The following is an 18,857-nucleotide window of genomic DNA, read 5'->3' as shown; positions in this document are numbered from 1 at the left end:
ACAATGAGCAGCGACCGGAGGAGATAAAGATGAAAGCATTAGTATACGAGGGGCCGAAGGTATTAACCATTCGCAACCAGCCTACGCCCATACCCGAAGCGGGTGAGGTGTTAATCCGTGTGGAGCGGGTCGGCATATGCGGTTCAGAGCTCAGCGGCTATTTGGGGCATAACTCCCTTCGCAAGCCCCCCTTGATTATGGGACATGAATTTGCCGGGACTATTACACAAACGGGTGCAGAAGCAAGCAGATTTAACGTGGGTGACCGAGTTACCGTGAACCCGCTTGTAACTTGTGGAGTGTGCCGCGATTGCATATCCGGTTCCTCACAAATATGTCTGCATCGTAAACTGCTTGGCGCGCATTTTCCTGGAGCATTCGCGGAGTATGTGACTGTTGTGGAGAAAAATGTATATTTGCTAAAGGATACGGTTAGCTTCGATGATGGAGCACTAACAGAGCCTTTTGCCTGCGCCATCCATGTTTGCCGACTTTTGCAGCTTACGCCCAGGGATCGCTTGTTAATCGTTGGTGCGGGGCCTATCGGACTATTTACTATGCTGGCAGCGCAAGTTTACGGACTTAGGAACATCACAGTCATCGACATTAATGAGCAGCGTCTGGAAATTGCTTCACAATTGGGAGCAGTGACCGCTGTGAGGCTTGATACGCTCCGCCGTGACCAAGGAATAGATGCCTTCGATGCAGCTGTAGATGCGGTTGGTTTGGAGGTCACCCGCACGCAATGCACCGACAATGTTAAACCGGGCGGTCGTGTTATTTTTACAGGGCTGCACGAGGATTCCAGTCACTTTCAAGTTAATTCCTTGATACGTAATGAAATAAGTATGAAGGGAGCTTTTGCATATAATGCCGTTGATTTTGAAACGGCGCAGCAATGGATAGAGGAAGGAAGGGTTAACCTTCGACCTTGGCTCGCGCATGCTCCATTGGAAGATGGACAGCAATGCTTTGAGAAGCTGATCACCAATCCGGGAAATGTGGCCAAATTTTTATTGACGTTCAGTTGACTGTCAAACGTTTGTGGAATACAAAATGTAAGTGCTTACAAAATAGCAAATGCAGTTCTATTCAACTAAATGGAGGGGGATACCATTGCTCATTGATCTGCGTGGGAAAGTTGCTCTTGTTACAGGAGCGGGCAGGGGAATCGGCCGGGAGATTACTCTTACATTAGCTAGTGAAGGAGTTAGAACGATTGCGATCGATGTAAACGAGGAGCATCTGGCAGATCTGAATCAAGTGTTTGCTGAAAATGGCTTTGAAGGATTCCAGCAGGTATGCGATATCCGTGATTTCTCCGCGATCGAGAAGGTGGTTCAGGAGGCTGAATACAAGTACGGACGTATCGACATTCTGGTTAACAACGCTGGAGTGGCCAATGGAGGGCTTGTTGAGACGATGTCCGAGGAAATCTGGGATCTCAATCTCGATATTAATCTAAAAGGCACATTCCTGATGTGCAAGGCCGTGCTCCCGATTATGAAGCGGCAGAAATATGGCCGTATCATCAATGCAGCCTCCTTTGCGGCCATTATCCCAAGTTTGGGGGGCTCGGCTTATGCCACATCCAAGGCAGGGGTCGTGCATTTTACCCGAGTGCTTGCCGGAGAGCTCGGTCCATGGAACATCACGGTTAACTGCTATGCTCCGGGGGTCATCCCTACCGATATGAATCGATTTGCCGACCGTTCTCCTCAGGAGCAGAAGGAGCTGTTGGACAATCTTTCCTTGCGGCGTTGGGGCAATAAACAAGAAATCGCCCATTTGATCTGTTTTCTGGCTTCTGATTTTGCCGTCTATATTACCGGTACGATGATCGACATCAGTGGAGGCAAACTTGCTACACAGGTTCCTCGTTTGGCTTACGAATGGGCAGCCGAAGAGGAATGAATGGATTATAATCAACTGTTTTTCTTGCAAACACTTAGTAAATGCTCACGAATGCTTCGCTTAAGCTTAACTCTAAGCCTGATGATTACGAAGCAAGTTTTCTTACAACAACTCAGTTTATGCTTACGACGCAAGTTTTGCTAAAAGCAAAACTTTAAGGAGGATAACTATGTTAAAGAAAGCATTGTCTGTGACGCTTATGATGGGGCTAATTTTTACAAGTGCATGCAGCTCGGGGGGAGCCAACACACCGGCTTCAACCGGCAAGGACAGCGGGAATGCGAAGCCGGCACAACCTGCTGAAGCCAAGCCCGAAGCCAAACCGGAGCCCAAGAAGGGTAAATTCATTTTTTGGGATAAATCGGAATATGTGAAGGATTACAATGACTTTCAAAAAGAGAGAGTCGCCCAATTTTCCAAGGAATTTAATGTTGATGTGGAGTACGTGGCAATTCCGCCTGCTGATGTAAAAACAAAGCTATTGGCAGCGGTAGAAGCAGGTAATCCTCCTGATTTACTGTTAGCTGACGATTTTGTCGCCAAACAATTTGTAGGGAACAATCAGCTGATGGATGTTTCGGATATATTGAAGCAATTTGATTTCAGGGAGGATTCCAAGAAGTACGCTTTTGCGGTGGAAGGCTTGTTCGAGGTTCCGGTTTATCATAGCCCTAATGTTATGTACGTCCGAAAGGATAAGCTGGAGGAAAAGAAGTTGGCGCCTCCCAAAACGTGGGAAGATGTTAAAAACGTAGCAAAAGCTATTAATGATCCCAAAAACAATTTCTACGGTTTGGGCTTTCAGCTTGGCGGGGGCGGAGATTCCGATGGCCGGATCAACAATCTGATCAGAACCTTCGGCACCGATATCGTCAATAAAGAGGGAAAGGTCACCATCAATACACCGGAAGCTGTGGAAGCGATTAAATTTGACGCCAGCTTTTTTGCAGAAAACTTGTCCCCTCAAGGCGGCATTACCGGTGATGATGCTTTCAACAACAATCTGTGGCTGGCCGGACAGGCGGGAATCGTATTAAACTCCAGCAGCATTTACGCAGCAATGAAAAAAGATAAGCCGGAGCTGCTTGAGAAAACCTTAATTATGCCATGGCCTGCTGGTCCGAAAAGACAGTTTGGTTCAGGTGGAGGAACGGTTTTCATCATGTTCAATAAAGCCAAAAATACGGAAGCCGCCAAGCAGTACATCAAATACTTTTTCGATAAAGCTTATTATGGAAAATTGTTAGAGAAGCTCAACGGACTGGCGGGACCCGTATTGAATGGCCTTGAAAATACAGAGTTTTGGCAAAGACCGGAAAATAAAAGCTGGTTCGACGCAACGAGAAACATAGTGCCATTGGGGGATCCGGGTCCTCCGGATGCACGTGCATCCCAGGCAGTCAGCGAAAATATTCTTTCAAAAGGCGTGCAAAAAATTGTCGTCAACAAGATGGATCCGCAAAAAGCTCTTGATGAAATGGAAAAAGAATTCAAGAAAATTTATGAGAAAAAATAACATACTGTAAACTTACACCGACGTACTCTTCCAAGGGCAGGTGAAAGCATGCTTCAATCGAATCGAAAGAGTGAATTGGCTTTGGGGTATACGTCCGTTATGCCGATCGTCATCATCATCTTTGTGGTGATCGGCATTCCTTTTGTCAATGCGTTATACCTGAGCCTGACTGATAAAACGGTTGGCGCGGACGCCCATTTTATCGGTTTTGATAACTATCGCGAAATTTTCTCTGACCCCATCTATTGGAAAGTATTAAAAAATACGTTTGTTTATTTTGTTACGGATGTCTTTTTCAAACTAATAATTGGGATGGTATTCGCTTTGACCGTTAACCAGCAATTTTTCGGAAGATCGGTTGTCCGCGTGCTGTTCCTGGTCCCTTGGGCAATCTCCGGAATGGTGGCTGCGCTCACATGGAAATGGATGTATAACGACACTTTCGGAATTATAAATAAAGTGCTGCTGGACATCGGGCTGATTGATGTGCCGGTAGCATGGTTGAGCGGGGCGAATATTGCTTTGGTCTCGGTTATTATCGTAAATATTTGGCGAGGCATCCCGTTCTTTCTATTCAGTATTCTTGGAGGCTTGCAAACGATTGACAGACAGCTGTATGAAGCGGCAAAGATTGATGGAGCAGGGACCATCCGCCAGTTTTTTTCCATCACGATACCTTCTATCAGCTCTGTAATTGTCATCACTACGATGCTGTCTTCGATATGGACGTTCAATGACTTTGAAAACATATTTTTGATCACAGGCGGCGGTCCATTGTATAACTCTGCAGTAATTTCTGTTTACACCTATGAAGTGGCATTCCTCCAAAATAATATGGGTAAATCACTCAGTGTGGCGGGATCAATTATTCCCATTTTACTAGTCTTGATGTTCCTTATGACCCGTAAGCTGAATAAGGAGGATTGAGGGAAGGTGGCAACGGTTATGAGAGCGTCCCAAGTACGTGCGGTTCGAAAGCTGGTTCTGATTTATTTTATCGTAGTTGTCGGTTTGATATGGACGCTGTTTCCCGTGTACTGGATGGTTAAGACCTCGTTTACGCCTAATGATCAGATGTACGATGCCAAACCAAGGTTAATTCCAACGGAAATCACGACCAAGCATTATTCGGATTTGTTCAAAGAAACGGAATTCATGGGCAATATGAAAAATAGCTTGTATGTATCCAGTCTGGCTACTTTGGTATCCTTGATAATTAGTATTTTTGGCTCTTACAGCTTAACCCGGCTGAAGTTTCGCGGGAGAAATTTTTTGACGAAAAGCATCATCATCTGCTATCTCATGCCGGCGGCGGTGCTGTTCATTCCAATGTACGTTCTTGTGAGCAAGCTCGGCTTTGCTGACAACAAGTTCGGCTTGCTCATAATTTATCCGACCTTTATCGTCCCTTATTGCTGCTATATGCTGCTCAGCTACTTCAAGGCGATTCCCAAATCGTTGGAGGAAGCGGCACTGATCGATGGCTGCAATCGGCTGCAAACGCTGTGGAAGATCATTCTTCCTATTGCTGCGCCTGGAATTGCGGTTGTCGCAACCTTTGCTTTTACAATGTCTTGGAACGAATTTTTGTATGCGCTGGTCGTTACGACGAGTCCAAGTCAGCAAACCGCTACGATTGGAATTGCCAGCTTTAAGTTTTCGGACACGTTTATTTGGGGGCTCCTCATGAGCTCATCGGTTATTGCTACCATTCCTGCTGCGGTTTTATACCTCGGAGCGCAGTCATTTGTAATCGGCGGGCTTGCGGATGGTGGAGCCAAATATTAAGTTGTTGAACACAAAGCCGTTAATGATGCAAGTTACACTAAAGTTGAAAATCTAAGGAGGAAAAACATGAGCTTGGATAAGTTCAAATTGGATGGCAGGGTAGCACTGATTACTGGCGGATGCCAAGGATTGGGGCTTGTATTTGCAAAGGCACTTGCCGAGGCTGGGGCTACAGTTGCGGTTACCAGCAGGGATGAAGCAAAAGCAGCGGAAGGAGCAAGGCAGATTCGTGAGGAAACCGGCGGTCAAGCCATTGGAGTAGCGGTTGATGTCACGAACGGCGGTCAGGTTAGCCGAATGGCGGAGGAAACAGCCCAAGCTTTGGGGCGCATTGATATACTGATCAACAATGCGGGCATTAACGTCCGTAAACCGATCCTTGATTATGACGAAGACAGCTGGGACCTTGTGCAGAGCACTAATCTAAAAGCTCCTTTCCTGTGCGCGAAGGCTGTAGTTCCTTATATGATCAAGCAGCAGTATGGAAGGATTATTAATTTATCTTCCATGCTGGGGACTGTGGCGCTTCCAGAGCGCTCAGCCTATTGCTCAAGCAAGGGCGGATTGATTCAACTCACTAAGGTTATGGCGCTGGAGTGGGCCGAACATAACATTACAGCCAACGCCGTTTGTCCTGGGCCGTTTGCTACCGATCTAAACAAGGTAGTCATAAATAATCCGGAAGCCAACCAGTTTTTCCTCGATCACCTTGCTATCAAACGGTGGGGAAACCCGGATGAGCTTACGGGACTAATCATTTATTTGGCTTCAGAAGCTTCGAGCTTTATGACCGGCTCTTCCATTGTTATCGATGGAGGCTGGACAGCACAATAACAAAGGAAATTTGAATAAGAAAGGGCTGAGGCAAATGAAATACGGACTTACGGTTTATGGGACTACCTATGATATGGGTATCCACCCGCAATCAGGCAAAAAACCGATAACACCCAAACAATTAATTGATGTTACGGAAAGCCATGGTCTGGAAGGCATCGAAATCCCTTTTCATCTATTAAAAGAACATAATCCCGATGAAGTGGCTGATTACGCCCGCTCCAAAGGCATGTTTATAAATATCGCAGCAGGCGGCTTTGATCCACTTCCTTTATGCGAGGCGCTGCTGTTAGCCAAACGAGTAGGCGCAATAACGGTTCGGACGGTGGTAGGAGGAGCCAAGTTCAGAGGTGACCGCAGGCATATGGCCGGAACTTGGAAGCCTTTTTTGGAGCAGATTCTCATGTCCTTTCAGGAAGCTGTTGAAACGGCAGAGCAAACGGGAGTTAACTTGGCTGTAGAAAATCATCAGGATCTTGCCTCCGAGGAATTGCTTTGGCTATGCGAAACGATTGGGTCGCAGCGATTTGGCATTAATCTCGATACGGGGAATCCTCTGGCAACTGCTGAAGAACCGAATGACTTTTTTCGCCGGGTAGCTCCTTATGTGAAAAATGTCCATTTAAAGGACTATATGATTTATTGGTACGAGGAGGGCTACAGACTGGTCAGATGTCCCCTGGGTCAAGGATCGATTGATTTCCCTGAGTTATTGCGTATTTTCTCGGAAGCTGCCCCGGAAATGACGTTGTCCGTAGAACACGGTGCATTGGAGGCGCGGAATGTCAGGGTGCTTGAAGAGGATTTCTGGACGGAATATCCTGCGCGTTCCGCAAGCCAGCTAACTCGTTTGCTGCGTTATGTACATGACCACGCAAGAGGAAGCGGCGACTGGAGAACTCCGTTCGAGAGAGGGGAGTCACCCGCTTCGATAGCCGCATACGAGCAATCGCAAATGGCAACGGCCCTTGCCTATTTGAAATCATTGATTGTACAGTTCCGCGATAATGAAAATCTCGTGAAAAGTTGAGGTGGCAACATGAATGACCTTGATTTAAAAGGTAAAAATGCGCTTGTCACCGGCTCTAGCAGGGGTCTCGGCAGGCAATATGCCATGGACTTGGCCCGTGCGGGAGCTAATGTCATTATTCACGATGAGACGGCAACGAAGTCCGCGGAATTTAACGAAGCGGCCAGCGGGTTTCAAGTAGCCGAGGAAGCAGCCGCATTAGGTGTGAAATCTATGTTTATAGCCGCCGATTTGGCAGATCCAGAGCAGGTTGAGCAATTAATTAAGCAGTCTATTGAAAGCTTGGGCTCCATTGATATATTAATCAATAATGCCGGTGGCGACATAGGCTCCAAGACACCTCGGCCTGAACCTAACGATTCACTGGATATTAGTGTGGAGGATATTCGATCGGTAGTCGAGCGCAATCTGTTATCTACTATGTACACTTGCAAATTTGTTGGTCAGCATATGCGTGAGCGGCGCTGCGGCAAGATCGTTAATGTGGGCTCGATCGCAGGCCATATTCCAGTTACGTCCGGCGTGATATACGCAGCTGCCAAGCTGGGTATTTCCCATTACACAAGAAGCTTGGCCCAGCAGATGCGGCCGTATGATGTGAATGTAAATTGTATTTCACCGGCTCCTACCTATACAGCCCGCTTCTCAGCGACTCGTACCGTTAATAATGAAGAAGGCCTCTCTAGGCTTCAGCGAATTGCTCATCCAGAAGACATGTCCAAAATTGTGATGTTTCTCTGCGGTCCACAAGCCGATTACTTGACTGGGGAAACGATTGTTTGCTGGAAATAAGAAAAGCATCTGCTCGAAGACTATTCAACGAAGATACATTCGCGTATTAGATGCAGCTTTTTTTGCAATATATCAGACTTGTTCAGCTTCGCTTCTAAAACATAATAAAAAACGCGAAGGAGCCATACAATTGAACTTTGATGGGAAAATTGCCTTAATAACAGGTGGAGCCAAAGGAATCGGCGCCTCCATCGTCAAGCAGTTTCTGGAAAATGGAGCAAAGGCTGTTATTGCGGACGCTTCTCTGGATGGGGAACAAGCGGCGGAGCAATGGCGGAGCCAAGGGAAAGAGGTCGTATATGTACAATGCGATGTCTCCCAAACAGATCAAGTTAATAATGCCGTTAGTGTTGCCGAGCAGCAGTTTGGAAGGCTGGATTTTGTAGTCAATAATGCTGGAATATTTCCGAGAGCTGATTTGCTTCAAACGGATGAGGCATTCTGGGACCGGGTCATGGATATTAACTTAAAAGGCGTTTACCTGATGTGTAAAGCCGCGGTTCCTGTCATGATCAGGCAAGGCGGGGGATGTATTGTAAATATTGGCTCACTCCATGCGAGTGTTGGCGGAGAGGAGTTGTTCGCCTACGCTATTTCCAAAGGAGGAGTTGTTACGCTGACCCGGAATTTAGCCCGTTCATTAGCGAAGCACAATATCCGGGTAAACGGTGTACATCCAGGCTGGGTAGCTTCCCATGGAGAAAGGGCTCTAATGCGGGCAAAAGGGGAGGACGAGGACTGGCCGGAGCAGCGTTCCTCTGCCATGCCGTTTGGCAGATTGCAAACGGAGGATGACATTGCGAATTCCGTAGTGTTCCTATGCTCCGCCAATGCAAGTCAAATTACGGGTCAAATGTTGTCCGTAGACGGTGGGCTTGGCTTCAAGCTGTAGAGGATAAAATAAACAGAGGTTAATCCGCAGTATAGGGATTAACCTCTGTTTTTTATCGACTATTTCTTTAATCTACGGCAGATGTCCTCAGTCATTTCTTTTGTTGAGGCGGTTCCACCAATATCAGGGGTTTTAATTCCATTCGATATGGTCTCCTCCATTGCTGTCAGCACCTTTTGTCCAAGCTCTTGTTGACCGAGATGGTCGAGCATCATCTTGGCTGTCCAGATTTGTCCGACTGGATTGGCGATGCCTTTACCACAGATGTCTGGAGCCGAGCCGTGAACGGGTTCGAACATAGAAGGGAACTTCCCGTTCAAATTAATGTTGGCTGCCGGGGCGATGCCAATGCTGCCCATAATGGCTGCTCCAATATCAGTCAGGATGTCTCCGAATAAGTTGCTGGCAACAATGACATCAAAGATATGAGGCTTGGTGACGAAAAAGGCAGCTAATGCATCGATATGATAGGAAGCTGTTCTGGCTTCCGGATAGTCGAGGCTAACCTCTTTGAAAACTTCATCCCAGAATGGCATGGAATGGAAGATACCATTCGATTTCGTTGCACTTGTCACATGCCCTTTGCGTTTGGCCGCCAATTCAAATGCGTAGCGGATGGCCCGCTCTGTTCCTTTATGGGTAAAGATAGCGTTCTGAATAGCGATTTGATCCTCGCCCTTATGTATTCTTCCTCCGACTTCGCTATATTCACCCTCACTGTTTTCACGTACAACGATAAGATCGAAATCATTGGGATTAGTCAGTGGGGATACAATGCCATTTATAAATTTAGCTGGCCGGATGTTAATCACTTGCTCGAACTCGCGACGAATTTTGATGAGCAGGCCCCATAAAGAAATATGATCAGCAACCTTGGCAGGATCTCCTACGGCTCCTAAGAAGATAGCTTCGAATGATTGTAATGTATTCAAGCCGTCCTCTGGCATCATGATGCCATGCTTTAAATAATAATCGCAATTCCAAGGGAAATTCGTGAACTCGAATGAGATACCACCATGAACTTCGGCCACTGTATTCAATACATCAAGAGCTGCAGGAACGACCTCGTTGCCGATGCCATCACCAGGAATTACCGCAATTTCATGCTTGGACATTTCTTGTATCCTCCTAGTATTAGGTAGTAGTAATTAGTGCTAACGCTTTCATTGTAAAGAAGGCATTTATGAGAGGATTATATCTATGGAGTATGCGGATGTCAACAAGATTAACGTTAATAATAAGCAGCGGTTATTACAGCTTTTTTTGTAACAAAAGTACAGTGTAATGGCTTGGCAAGTGTGGTAAAGTTTAGTTGAATGCCTGTGTAAGTGTTTCCAAAATCAGTTTTAACAAAGTAAACACCTAAAAGGAGCGATTGAAATGAAAATTGCAGCACAGCTTTACACGGTTAGAGAGTTTTTGAAAACCCCTGAGAGCATCGCTGATTCTTTGAAGAAAGTAAAGCAGATTGGATATAACGCCGTTCAAGTTTCCGGAGTAGGCCCGATTGGAAATCAAGAACTGAAAGATCTCGCGGATGGTGAACAATTGACTATTTGCGCTACTCATATTCCATACCAGGACCTGACGGAGAGATTGGATGAGGTCATTCAAAAGCACCAGCTATGGGGCTGCAAATATGTGGGACTCGGTGGAATGCCTAATGAATACCGCAGCAGCAAGGAAGGGTACATAAGCTTTGCTAAACAAGCATCCGAAATTGGCAGAAAACTGGACGCAGCAGGACTGAAATTTATTTATCATAACCATAACTTTGAATTTGCCAAATTCGATGGAAAAACCGGTATGGAAATATTATTGGAAGAATCCGATCCTAGCGCTTTCGATTTTGAACTCGATGTTTATTGGGTACAAGCAGGTGGAGGCGACGCTGTAGAATGGGTTCGGAAGTTTGATGGCCGTATGAAGGTGGTACACTTGAAGGATATGGCGGTAACGGCTGAGCGGGAGCAGCTATTTGCTGAGGTTGGTGAAGGGAACATGAATTTCCCTGCTATTTTAAACGCATGCCGTGAAATTGGTGTTGAATGGGCTGCCGTAGAGCAGGATCAAAGCTATGGACGGGACCCTTTCCAATGTCTGGAAACGAGCTTTAACAACTTGAAAAAATTAGGCGCAGTATAAATGAATGGATGGAGTTAAATGGAACAAGCTCTCTGGATGGATACCGGGGAGCTTGTTTTACGTTGATATGGCAGCTGGATTGGCATTGGACAAAGGAAGGGCGAAGCTACCCGGAAGCAAGAAGAACGGCATTCTTTAGCTGTTTTGCGTTATACATGGCTTGATCCGCTTCATGAACAAGCTCCTTGGAATGTGTAAATTGACCATGGTATACGGCCGCTCCTATGCTGACGGTAACTTGCATATCATGATGTTGTCCGAAACATAATTCCATTCTTTGAACCCGTTCACGTATGCGTTCGGCTATTACAAGGGCCTCAGCTCCATTCGCACCTGGAAGAATAACGGCAAACTCCTCTCCACCCCATCGCCCCACCGTATCATAACCTCGTATACTTCTTCTCAAAGCCTCTGCGACAGATCTTAATACATAATCCCCTGCCAAATGACCGAATCTTGTGTTAAACCCCCGAAAATCATCAATATCGATTACCAGCATGGATACCAGCTTTTCTGCGCTATGCTTGCTTTTGAATTCATATGAAAGTCTTTGAAATAAATATCGTCGGTTATAGAGCCCGGTTCCCTCGTCATTTATGCTTAGCTCGTAGATTCGGAATATTTGTATAGCGAGCCATCCCCCTCCTAAAACAGCGATAAATATGCCTAGGATCAGTCCCCAAGTACCCAAATGCTGTAAGGCAATAGAGCCAAGCATAAGCCCTGCTCCTGACGCTGCACCATAACAAGCCCATTTTCCTTTGAGGTGCATGTTAGCTCACTCCTCGATACGATCGTATTTCCGCAGCAAATCGGTTAAAGCTTCACGAAATAAAAAGGATTCCTTCTTTTTTGACTTTTCCGCCAAAGTTTTGAGACGACGCACGAGAGTGGCGGGATAATAGCAGGTCTTCATAATCATATCTTCATTGGGAGGCAGTGAAACCTGATTTCTGCCAGCTTCTTTTGCGGCCATCAAAGCGGCATTGGCGGCACGCATTAATGAATTCTCGTCTTTGGAATCCCTCGGATATTGCGCTACACCGATAGTTACACTTATGAACGGAGGGTTGTCCAACCGGATTTGAAACCGGTCTTGGGCCGCACAGATCCCAGCCCGCACATTTTCCATTTTCAAAAATGCCTGCTCAAGACTTTCTCCCACCAGCATTATTGCAAATTCATCCCCTGATACACGAAAAGCATATTCTCCTGCGGCTTCCTTCAATAGATTGGCTATCGTTTGCAGTACGTGATCACCGGTATCATGTCCAAATTCGTTATTGATTTCCATAAAATGGTCGACATCGATCAAAGCCAGAGCAACATTTTCGTCTGATTTAATCGTTTGCTTAAGCTGAAGCTCCAAGGCTTCACGATTCATAAGCTCGGTTAATGCATCTTGTCTTGTTTTCATTACTCAATCATCTCCATAATATAAAATATTATATATATAAACATATATATGTTTATATACAACATAATCGCTAAGTTCTAATTTGTCAATAATTGGTTTATAAGCGTGTGTATTCAAATCAGCTGCACATAATTATTTTGACTTAGCTAACAATAAGATTGCATTAAAGGTAAAGGATGAGAGCGGATTGAAAATACCAAAAGCTGTGATTGTCTTTATAATGTGTATACTCCTGTGTTTACCTGCTCAAAAGGGGGTATTTGCTACCCATGCTCCTATCCCTTTGGAGGCTCTTCAAGAAGAAGGAGTGTATATCGAAATTAATAAAAACAGAAACTGGCTCACCGTATATGTTAATGGCCGCGCCATGTATGGATTCCCGGTTGCTACGGGCCGCAGAAAGGAACTTACTCCTGTCGGCGAGTTTCACATTGTGACCAAAATAGTTAAGCCCTGGTATGTAAGAAAACAAATCCCCGGCGGACATCCCCAAAACCCTTTAGGATCAAGGTGGCTGGGCATCAGTGTTAGAGGGACTGGCGGGTATACGTATGGAATCCATGGGACCAATCGCCCTTATTCCATAGGAAGCCATGCATCATCGGGCTGCGTCCGTATGCACAACAGGGATATAGAATGGCTGTACCGTCATATTCCATTGGGCACAAAGGTCATTATTAAAGAAAAGTAAATGTACGGTGTATGAAATGAAAAAAGGCGGACATACTATTATCAGCGGTGAAAAGAGAGGTGTGGTTCCGTTGAACGATTCAACGAAACATTCCAGTAATATGGTATTAGACTCCAGATAGAAGCGGAGGGATGTGCCAAAGACACGTTAGGGTAGTACCTGTACTGCAATAAAGTGAACAAGGTTTCTGACCTGGCTTTTGGAAGGTGCTCGAGGCTTTAATACAAAATCAATTCACCGCAAAAGAACCCCGAAAGGGGTTCTTTTTTTGTCGTGTACCCACAAAAAATGAGAAGTTGAGTCGATGGAGTTCAAAAGTGGGTCATAAGAACTAGTTTAATAACTTTTTTTCACACTTTTTTTACATTTATATCATAGTTTCATCATGAATGTACGCTAAGTTGATGTTATGCTGGAGCATCAGCAATCGAGCATCCGGATCCGTTATTTATAATATGTAATGATAGTAAATACTCCCTTATTGGAGCGTTTTCATCATGACAGATGGACGGACAAGAATACATGGAGGTATGGAAATGATCAGGTGGATCCAGAATGTATCCAAAAAATGGGTGGTTGCCGCCATTGCTATCATTGCAGTTGTAGCAGTTGTCGGTGCAACTCTTATTAATTGGGGAGGCGCGGGAAAGTCGGCGCAACCAGGAGCAGGCGCAGCTGCAGGTCAACGGCCGGGAGCTGGCGCAGCCAGACAATTTCCTGTAGAAACGCAGATGGTTAAGCTTGCGGATGTGGGCGGGGGGCAAGTATTTACGGGTGCTATAACACCTATTTATACAACGAACATTTCTTCTCGAGTAACCGGCAGAGTAACAGAAGTCATGGTTAAACCCGGCGACAGAGTCAAGATCGGGCAGCCACTGGCCAAAATTGATACCAGCACTTTACAGCAGCAAATTGCTCAGTCTGAGAGTGCTCTAACGGTAAGTGCAGCTCAATTGCAGCGCACTGCCAATGATCAGGCCAACAGTGCGGCTACGGCCGAAAAGCAGCTTGCTGTTCAACGGGCCAATCTGGATAAGGCCATTTCGGATCAGCAAAATGCAGTTTCCGCGGCGAAACAACAGGTCGCATTATCGCAGGCTAACTATAATAAAGCTCTTAATGACCAACAGAATGCGATTGCAACCGCCAAACAGCAGGTAACGATTTCCCAGCAAAATTTTAACAATGCTCTTACTACATATAGTATCAATTTGGCTAATGCTCAAAATACATTGAATTCTCAGCAGGACACTATTCAAAATTCTCAGGTCAATTCGCATAACTCTTTGGACACTTTGCAATTACAGCTCGAACAGGCTCTCATAAATTTAGCCAACGTAAAAGCTTCTCAAGGCTCCAATACAACTGCGATGGACACGGCTATGCAAAAAGTGCAGTCAGCCCAGCTTGCTCTTGACCAGGCTCAGCAAACCACGCCAAGTGCACTTACTTCAGCTACGGCTGCATTATTGAAAGCACAAGGGGATTTGACGTCGGCACAAAACTCTCAAACCGTACAGATTTCACAGGAACAGCTTAACCGTGACTCCATTTCGCTAGCCAATGCTCAAAATACGCTAGCGGTAATTATGGATACGAATCAGCAGACTTTGCAGAAGGATCAGCTTTCCTATGCCAATACACAGGTTACCCAAGAGCTGAGCATGAATGTATCGAAAGCTCAGTTGGAGCAATCCGAGCAAGCATTGGCTACAGCCAAGTCGACGGATGCGATTGCAGTGAGCAGCGCTCAATACCAACAAGCAGAAACCAATCTGAGAGTGCTCAATGAGCAGCTGACAGATGGGGTGCTGCTCTCTCCAGTTGATGGAGTAGTGAGCGTGATTAATACGCCAGTAGGACAAAATGCTACCAATGCCTCCAATATCGTTTCCGTTGCCGCATTAGACCCTACTCAAGCTACGGTTAATATCTCAGAGGCTAACATCGGTAAAATCAAAGTAGGCATGGAAATGAAAGTAAATGTGCCGACATTAAACAAATCATTTGACGGAGTTGTATTAGCCATTCGTCCGACAATGGACGCTGTAACCAAAGCTTATGGCGTTGATATCAGGGTGAATGATTCCAAACAGGAGCTGCTGCCTGGTATGTTCGCGACCTCCAGTTTGAAAAGCGAAGGGCGTAAAGCAATCATGGTTCCAGCTGATGCCATCCTTAGCCAACCGAGCGGAAATGCGGCATTTGTTGTGAAGGACGGCCGAGTGAAGAAAGTATCGGTAAAAGTAGGAACCTTAACAAGCGCACTCTTCGAAATAACAGATGGGCTTGCAGAAGGGGATGAGCTGGTAGTTAAAGGACAAGAGCTATTGTCCGATAAAGCGGCGGTTCAAGTGGTTAAACCGGGTCAAGAGGCTCAGAAGCCTCAGGGTCAACAAGGCCAAGGACAAGGACAACAAGGTCAAGGTCAGCAAGGCCAAGGTCAAGGACAACAAGGCGGACAAAGACAGCAGGGCGGTCAAGGTGGTCAGCAGCAAGGGGCTGCTGGCGGTCAGAGCGGTCAAGCGCCGCAAGGTCAGGGGCAAACGGGTGGTCAAGGACAACAAGGCGGTCAGAGGCAGCAAGGGCAACAAACCCCCTCGTCTGGTACTCCAGACCAGCAAGGCAATCAACCAACTAATGCAAACGGCGGAGCCTCCGGTCAAACGGGGAGAGCAGGTGGCGGTCAGTGAATTTAGCTAATTTCTCGGTCAACCGCCCTGTAACTATTTTCATGCTGATGATTGCGCTAGTTATACTGGGCTCGATCGCAGCGCCGCTTCTACCGGTTGACTTGTATCCGAATATGGAGATCCCGACAGCTAACGTTAGTGTTAACTGGCCAGGAGCTTCACCAGGTCAAGTGGAAAGTCAGGTGACTAAGCGGATTGAGGCCTCGATGGCAACGATAGCGAATGTCCAGTCTGTCTCGTCGACCTCGCGAACGGGGTCAAGTAATGTCACGGTGCAGTTTAACTTCGGCACAGATATCAGTGAAGCGACATTAACTATGCGAGACCGGCTGGACAGGGTCAAACGGCAGCTTCCTACGGATGCTGACGCTCCAGTCGTTTCCAGAGCAGACCCTAATAGCCAGCCTATTCTTAACTTGGCATTGTACAGCAACAGTGTGGATCTAATTACACTGCGTGATTTGGCGGATAATGTTGTCAGCCCGGCAGTTCAACGCGCCAATGGAGTTGCGTCGGTTGGGGTAACAGGGGGGCGGGTTCGCCAAATTCAGCTGCTTGTAGATCAAAACAAGCTGACTCAATATGGACTGACTTTTAACCAAGTTACCTCAGCGTTAAGCAATGATAACCAATCGACAGATGCAGGACTCGTATATAAAGGTGACCAATTAGTCCCTTTAACAATTAAGGGTGAATTTAAATCAACATCCGAGATTGAAAAGGTCAGAGTTTCCCTATCTCGCGGACAGTCAATTCCTCTTGGTGAGCTGGGGAAAATAATCGATACTTATCAAGAAATTACATTCGAATCACGCCGTAACGGAGAAAGAAGCGTCGGCATCTCGATCCTTAAGCAGTCGGATGGAAATACCGTTTCCGTTGCCGATAACATCCGTAAAGCAATGGTTGATATCGAAAAAAACCTTCCCGAAGGGGTTAAGCTGGGAGTTTTGAACGACTCCTCCAAATTTATTAAAAGCTCGATTAATACGGTTATTGAGCACACATTGCTAGGTGGCGTATTCTCGGTTATTATTTTGCTGCTGTTCTTGAATAGCATTCGTGCCACACTGATCATCGGTGTAGTTATCCCGATTTCCGTTATAAGCGCGTTCAGCATGATGTTTTTTTCCGGGCAGACGATCAATACCATCACGCTTGGCGGTTTGGCGTTAGGTTTAGGCTCGCTTGTCGACTTTGCCGTCGTCGTACTGGAAAGTATATTCCGCAAAAGGGAAGAAGGCCTATCTCCAGTTGAAGCAGCCAAGCAGGGGACTGCTGAAGTTGGAACGGCCGTTCTAGCTTCGGCCATGGCTCAAATCGCCGTGTTTGCACCAACGCTATTTATTAACGGCTTAGTTAAAAACTTCTTTGTGCCTATGGCCTTGACAGTCAGCTTCTCACATATCGCCGCGTTGTTTGCTGCGATAACCTTAGTTCCGATGCTCGCTGCCAAGCTTCTGAAGAAGCATACGCATGATGAGCATCTTCCTGAAGGCAGATCCTATAACCCTGCCGTTTGGTTCGGTCGCGGAATGAATCGTTTGACCAATCTATATGGCGGAGTACTGAAATGGTCCTTGGGACACCGCTGGGTTATCGTTGTTATTACTATCGGAATGCTAGGCGGAAGTGTGTATTTGGCCAAATTTGTCGGTTCGGAAATAACGCCAAAAACCGATGAAGGACAACTGAATATTAATATGACCTTGGCGCAAGGCACCAAATTTGAAATAACTAATGCACTGGCAACGAAAGTGGAGGGCTTAATTCAGAATATACCCGACATAGAGTCGATATTTACTACCGTCGGTGGTGGAGGCGGGGGAGCTTTTCAAAGCGCGTCAACTAACTCTGCCAATATTCAAGTAACCCTTAAACCGCTTAATGAGCGCAAGCAGAAGACCGAACAGATTGTAGAGCAAATCCGTAATTTAACCAATGGGAATCCGGGAGCACAAATATCTGTTAATGCCCGATCCTCCATCAGGCTGCCAGGACTTGGGGGCGGCGGCGGTGCCGATATTCAGGTTAACCTGAATGGACCGGATATGACGGTATTAAGTAAACTGGGAGACATGGTCGCAGAAGAGCTGCGTGCTATTCCAACGCTTCGTAACGTACAAAATACGTTGGATCGCAACATTCCCGAGTTTGACATGACCATTGACCGCGAAGCGGCGAGCTATTATGGCATCTCACTACGCGAGGTTATGACTTCAATCCGTACGGCGTATCAGGGCTCGGTGGCTACTAACTTCAAAACGGGAGACACACAAGTATCCGTTCTGGTGAAATATCCGTCGGAGTTTACGAATAACCTGGAAAACCTGAATCAAGTTGTAATTACAACGGCTGCAGGGGCGCAAATTCCGTTGAATGCTATCGCAAAAGTGGAACCAGGCTCAGGTCCTGCTCAAATCAGACATATTAACCAACAAAGGCTGGCAACGATCCAGGGCTCTGTATTCAATGCTCCCGTTGGAGACGTTTCTAAGGAAGTGCAAGCAAGGCTTGACACGATTCAACCTCCAGACGGCTATACGATTACACTCGGGTCTGCGGCCGATTCGAACAGCACTTTCTCAAGCTTGTATATGATGCTTCTACTTTCTATAGTGCTGGTATATATGGTTATGGCGAGTCAATTTGAGTCATTGTATGGACCGTTTATCATCATGTTCTCATTACCTCCGACATTTATTGGAGCCATTCTTGGTCTGTATCTAACTAACCGTACGATCAATATGAACTCTGTTATGGGGATGATCATGCTGGTCGGTATAGTAGTTAACAATGCTATAGTTTTGGTCGACTATACGAACCAGCTTCGTAAAAGAGGTTATACCTTGTATGATGCATTAATTGAGGCAGGGAAGGTGCGCTTGCGACCGATTCTCATGACTACGGCAACTACCGTATTGGCTATGCTGCCGCTTGTTATAGGATTCGGTGAAGGGGCTGAAGCTCAAGCCTCAATGGCAACAGTCGTTTCGTTCGGATTAACGCTGTCCACGATGATTACATTGCTGCTTGTTCCTGTAGTTTACACCTTAATGGATGGCCTTATGGATAAATTAAAAAGCAAATGGAAGCGGCAATCTCCTCCGGCCCTGCCAACGGACCACTAATAGAAATTGTT

Annotated in this window: 16 protein-coding genes; 13 read left to right on the top strand and 3 right to left on the bottom strand. The window is 46.2% G+C overall.

The features are described from left to right. Positions 1-29: 29 nt before the first annotated feature. The 9 genes from ACFQ0C_RS38555 (at position 30) to ACFQ0C_RS38515 (ending at position 8,766) form a co-directional block, all read left to right on the top strand. Positions 30-1,031: a zinc-dependent alcohol dehydrogenase gene (locus ACFQ0C_RS38555; protein WP_379375178.1), complete on the top strand. Its 1,002-nt coding sequence runs from the start codon at positions 30-32 to the stop codon at positions 1,029-1,031. A gap of 85 nt (positions 1,032-1,116) precedes the next feature. Further along, positions 1,117-1,914, top strand: a complete 798-nt coding sequence (locus ACFQ0C_RS38550) for an SDR family NAD(P)-dependent oxidoreductase (RefSeq protein ID WP_379375176.1) — start codon at positions 1,117-1,119, stop codon at positions 1,912-1,914. A gap of 169 nt (positions 1,915-2,083) precedes the next feature. Further along, positions 2,084-3,430 carry an ABC transporter substrate-binding protein gene (locus ACFQ0C_RS38545; protein ID WP_379375174.1) on the top strand — a complete coding sequence of 449 codons (1,347 nt, stop codon included), beginning with the start codon at positions 2,084-2,086 and terminating at the stop codon, positions 3,428-3,430. A gap of 48 nt (positions 3,431-3,478) precedes the next feature. Further along, a complete protein-coding gene (locus ACFQ0C_RS38540) occupies positions 3,479-4,357 on the top strand; it encodes a carbohydrate ABC transporter permease (RefSeq protein WP_379375172.1) in 879 nt (292 codons plus the stop codon). A gap of 18 nt (positions 4,358-4,375) precedes the next feature. Then, positions 4,376-5,218 carry a carbohydrate ABC transporter permease gene (locus tag ACFQ0C_RS38535; protein ID WP_379375170.1) on the top strand — a complete coding sequence of 281 codons (843 nt, stop codon included), beginning with the start codon at positions 4,376-4,378 and terminating at the stop codon, positions 5,216-5,218. Positions 5,219-5,284: 66 nt separating this feature from the next. Beyond that, positions 5,285-6,052: an SDR family NAD(P)-dependent oxidoreductase gene (locus ACFQ0C_RS38530; RefSeq protein WP_379375168.1), complete on the top strand. Its 768-nt coding sequence runs from the start codon at positions 5,285-5,287 to the stop codon at positions 6,050-6,052. 34 nt (positions 6,053-6,086) lie between these two features. Further along, a complete protein-coding gene (locus ACFQ0C_RS38525; protein ID WP_379375166.1) occupies positions 6,087-7,082 on the top strand; it encodes a sugar phosphate isomerase/epimerase family protein in 996 nt (331 codons plus the stop codon). A 9-nt stretch (positions 7,083-7,091) separates the two neighbouring features. Further along, entirely contained in the window at positions 7,092-7,874 is a 783-nt protein-coding gene (locus ACFQ0C_RS38520; protein WP_379375164.1) for an SDR family NAD(P)-dependent oxidoreductase, read from the top strand. 130 nt (positions 7,875-8,004) lie between these two features. Next, complete coding sequence (locus ACFQ0C_RS38515; RefSeq protein WP_379375162.1) at positions 8,005-8,766, top strand: SDR family NAD(P)-dependent oxidoreductase; 762 nt, start codon at positions 8,005-8,007, stop codon at positions 8,764-8,766. 59 nt (positions 8,767-8,825) lie between these two features. Here ACFQ0C_RS38515 and ACFQ0C_RS38510 read toward each other — a convergent pair whose 3' ends face one another. Then, complete coding sequence (locus ACFQ0C_RS38510) at positions 8,826-9,881, bottom strand: tartrate dehydrogenase (RefSeq protein WP_379375160.1); 1,056 nt, start codon at positions 9,879-9,881, stop codon at positions 8,826-8,828. Between the two features lie 265 nt (positions 9,882-10,146). Between ACFQ0C_RS38510 and ACFQ0C_RS38505 the strand changes: the two genes are divergently transcribed. Continuing rightward, positions 10,147-10,911, top strand: coding sequence for a sugar phosphate isomerase/epimerase family protein (locus ACFQ0C_RS38505; RefSeq protein WP_379375158.1), 765 nt, complete (start codon positions 10,147-10,149; stop codon positions 10,909-10,911). A gap of 106 nt (positions 10,912-11,017) precedes the next feature. Here ACFQ0C_RS38505 and ACFQ0C_RS38500 read toward each other — a convergent pair whose 3' ends face one another. Beyond that, the gene (locus tag ACFQ0C_RS38500; RefSeq protein ID WP_379375156.1) at positions 11,018-11,683 is read right to left on the bottom strand and encodes a GGDEF domain-containing protein; all 666 of its coding nucleotides are present in this window, start codon (positions 11,681-11,683) and stop codon (positions 11,018-11,020) included. 6 nt (positions 11,684-11,689) lie between these two features. Beyond that, positions 11,690-12,328 (bottom strand): GGDEF domain-containing protein, encoded by a 639-nt coding sequence (locus ACFQ0C_RS38495; protein ID WP_379375154.1) that lies wholly within the window; start codon positions 12,326-12,328, stop codon positions 11,690-11,692. Positions 12,329-12,515: 187 nt separating this feature from the next. On the opposite strand from ACFQ0C_RS38495, the gene ACFQ0C_RS38490 reads away from it, so the two are divergent. From ACFQ0C_RS38490 to ACFQ0C_RS38480, 3 genes are all read left to right on the top strand, one after another. Next, positions 12,516-13,019, top strand: coding sequence for a L,D-transpeptidase (locus ACFQ0C_RS38490; protein ID WP_379375152.1), 504 nt, complete (start codon positions 12,516-12,518; stop codon positions 13,017-13,019). A 536-nt stretch (positions 13,020-13,555) separates the two neighbouring features. Beyond that, entirely contained in the window at positions 13,556-15,715 is a 2,160-nt protein-coding gene (locus ACFQ0C_RS38485) for an efflux RND transporter periplasmic adaptor subunit (RefSeq protein WP_379375150.1), read from the top strand. Beyond that, positions 15,712-18,846: an efflux RND transporter permease subunit gene (locus tag ACFQ0C_RS38480; RefSeq protein WP_379375148.1), complete on the top strand. Its 3,135-nt coding sequence runs from the start codon at positions 15,712-15,714 to the stop codon at positions 18,844-18,846. Before ACFQ0C_RS38485 ends, ACFQ0C_RS38480 begins: the two co-directional genes overlap by 4 nt. Positions 18,847-18,857: the final 11 nt, after the last annotated feature.

It is taken from the genome of Paenibacillus sp. GCM10027630, assembly GCF_042676305.1.
Lineage (GTDB): Bacteria > Bacillota > Bacilli > Paenibacillales > NBRC-103111 > Paenibacillus_S.
Note: the sequence above shows the minus strand (reverse complement) of the source record. Positions and strands in the feature narration are given on the sequence as shown.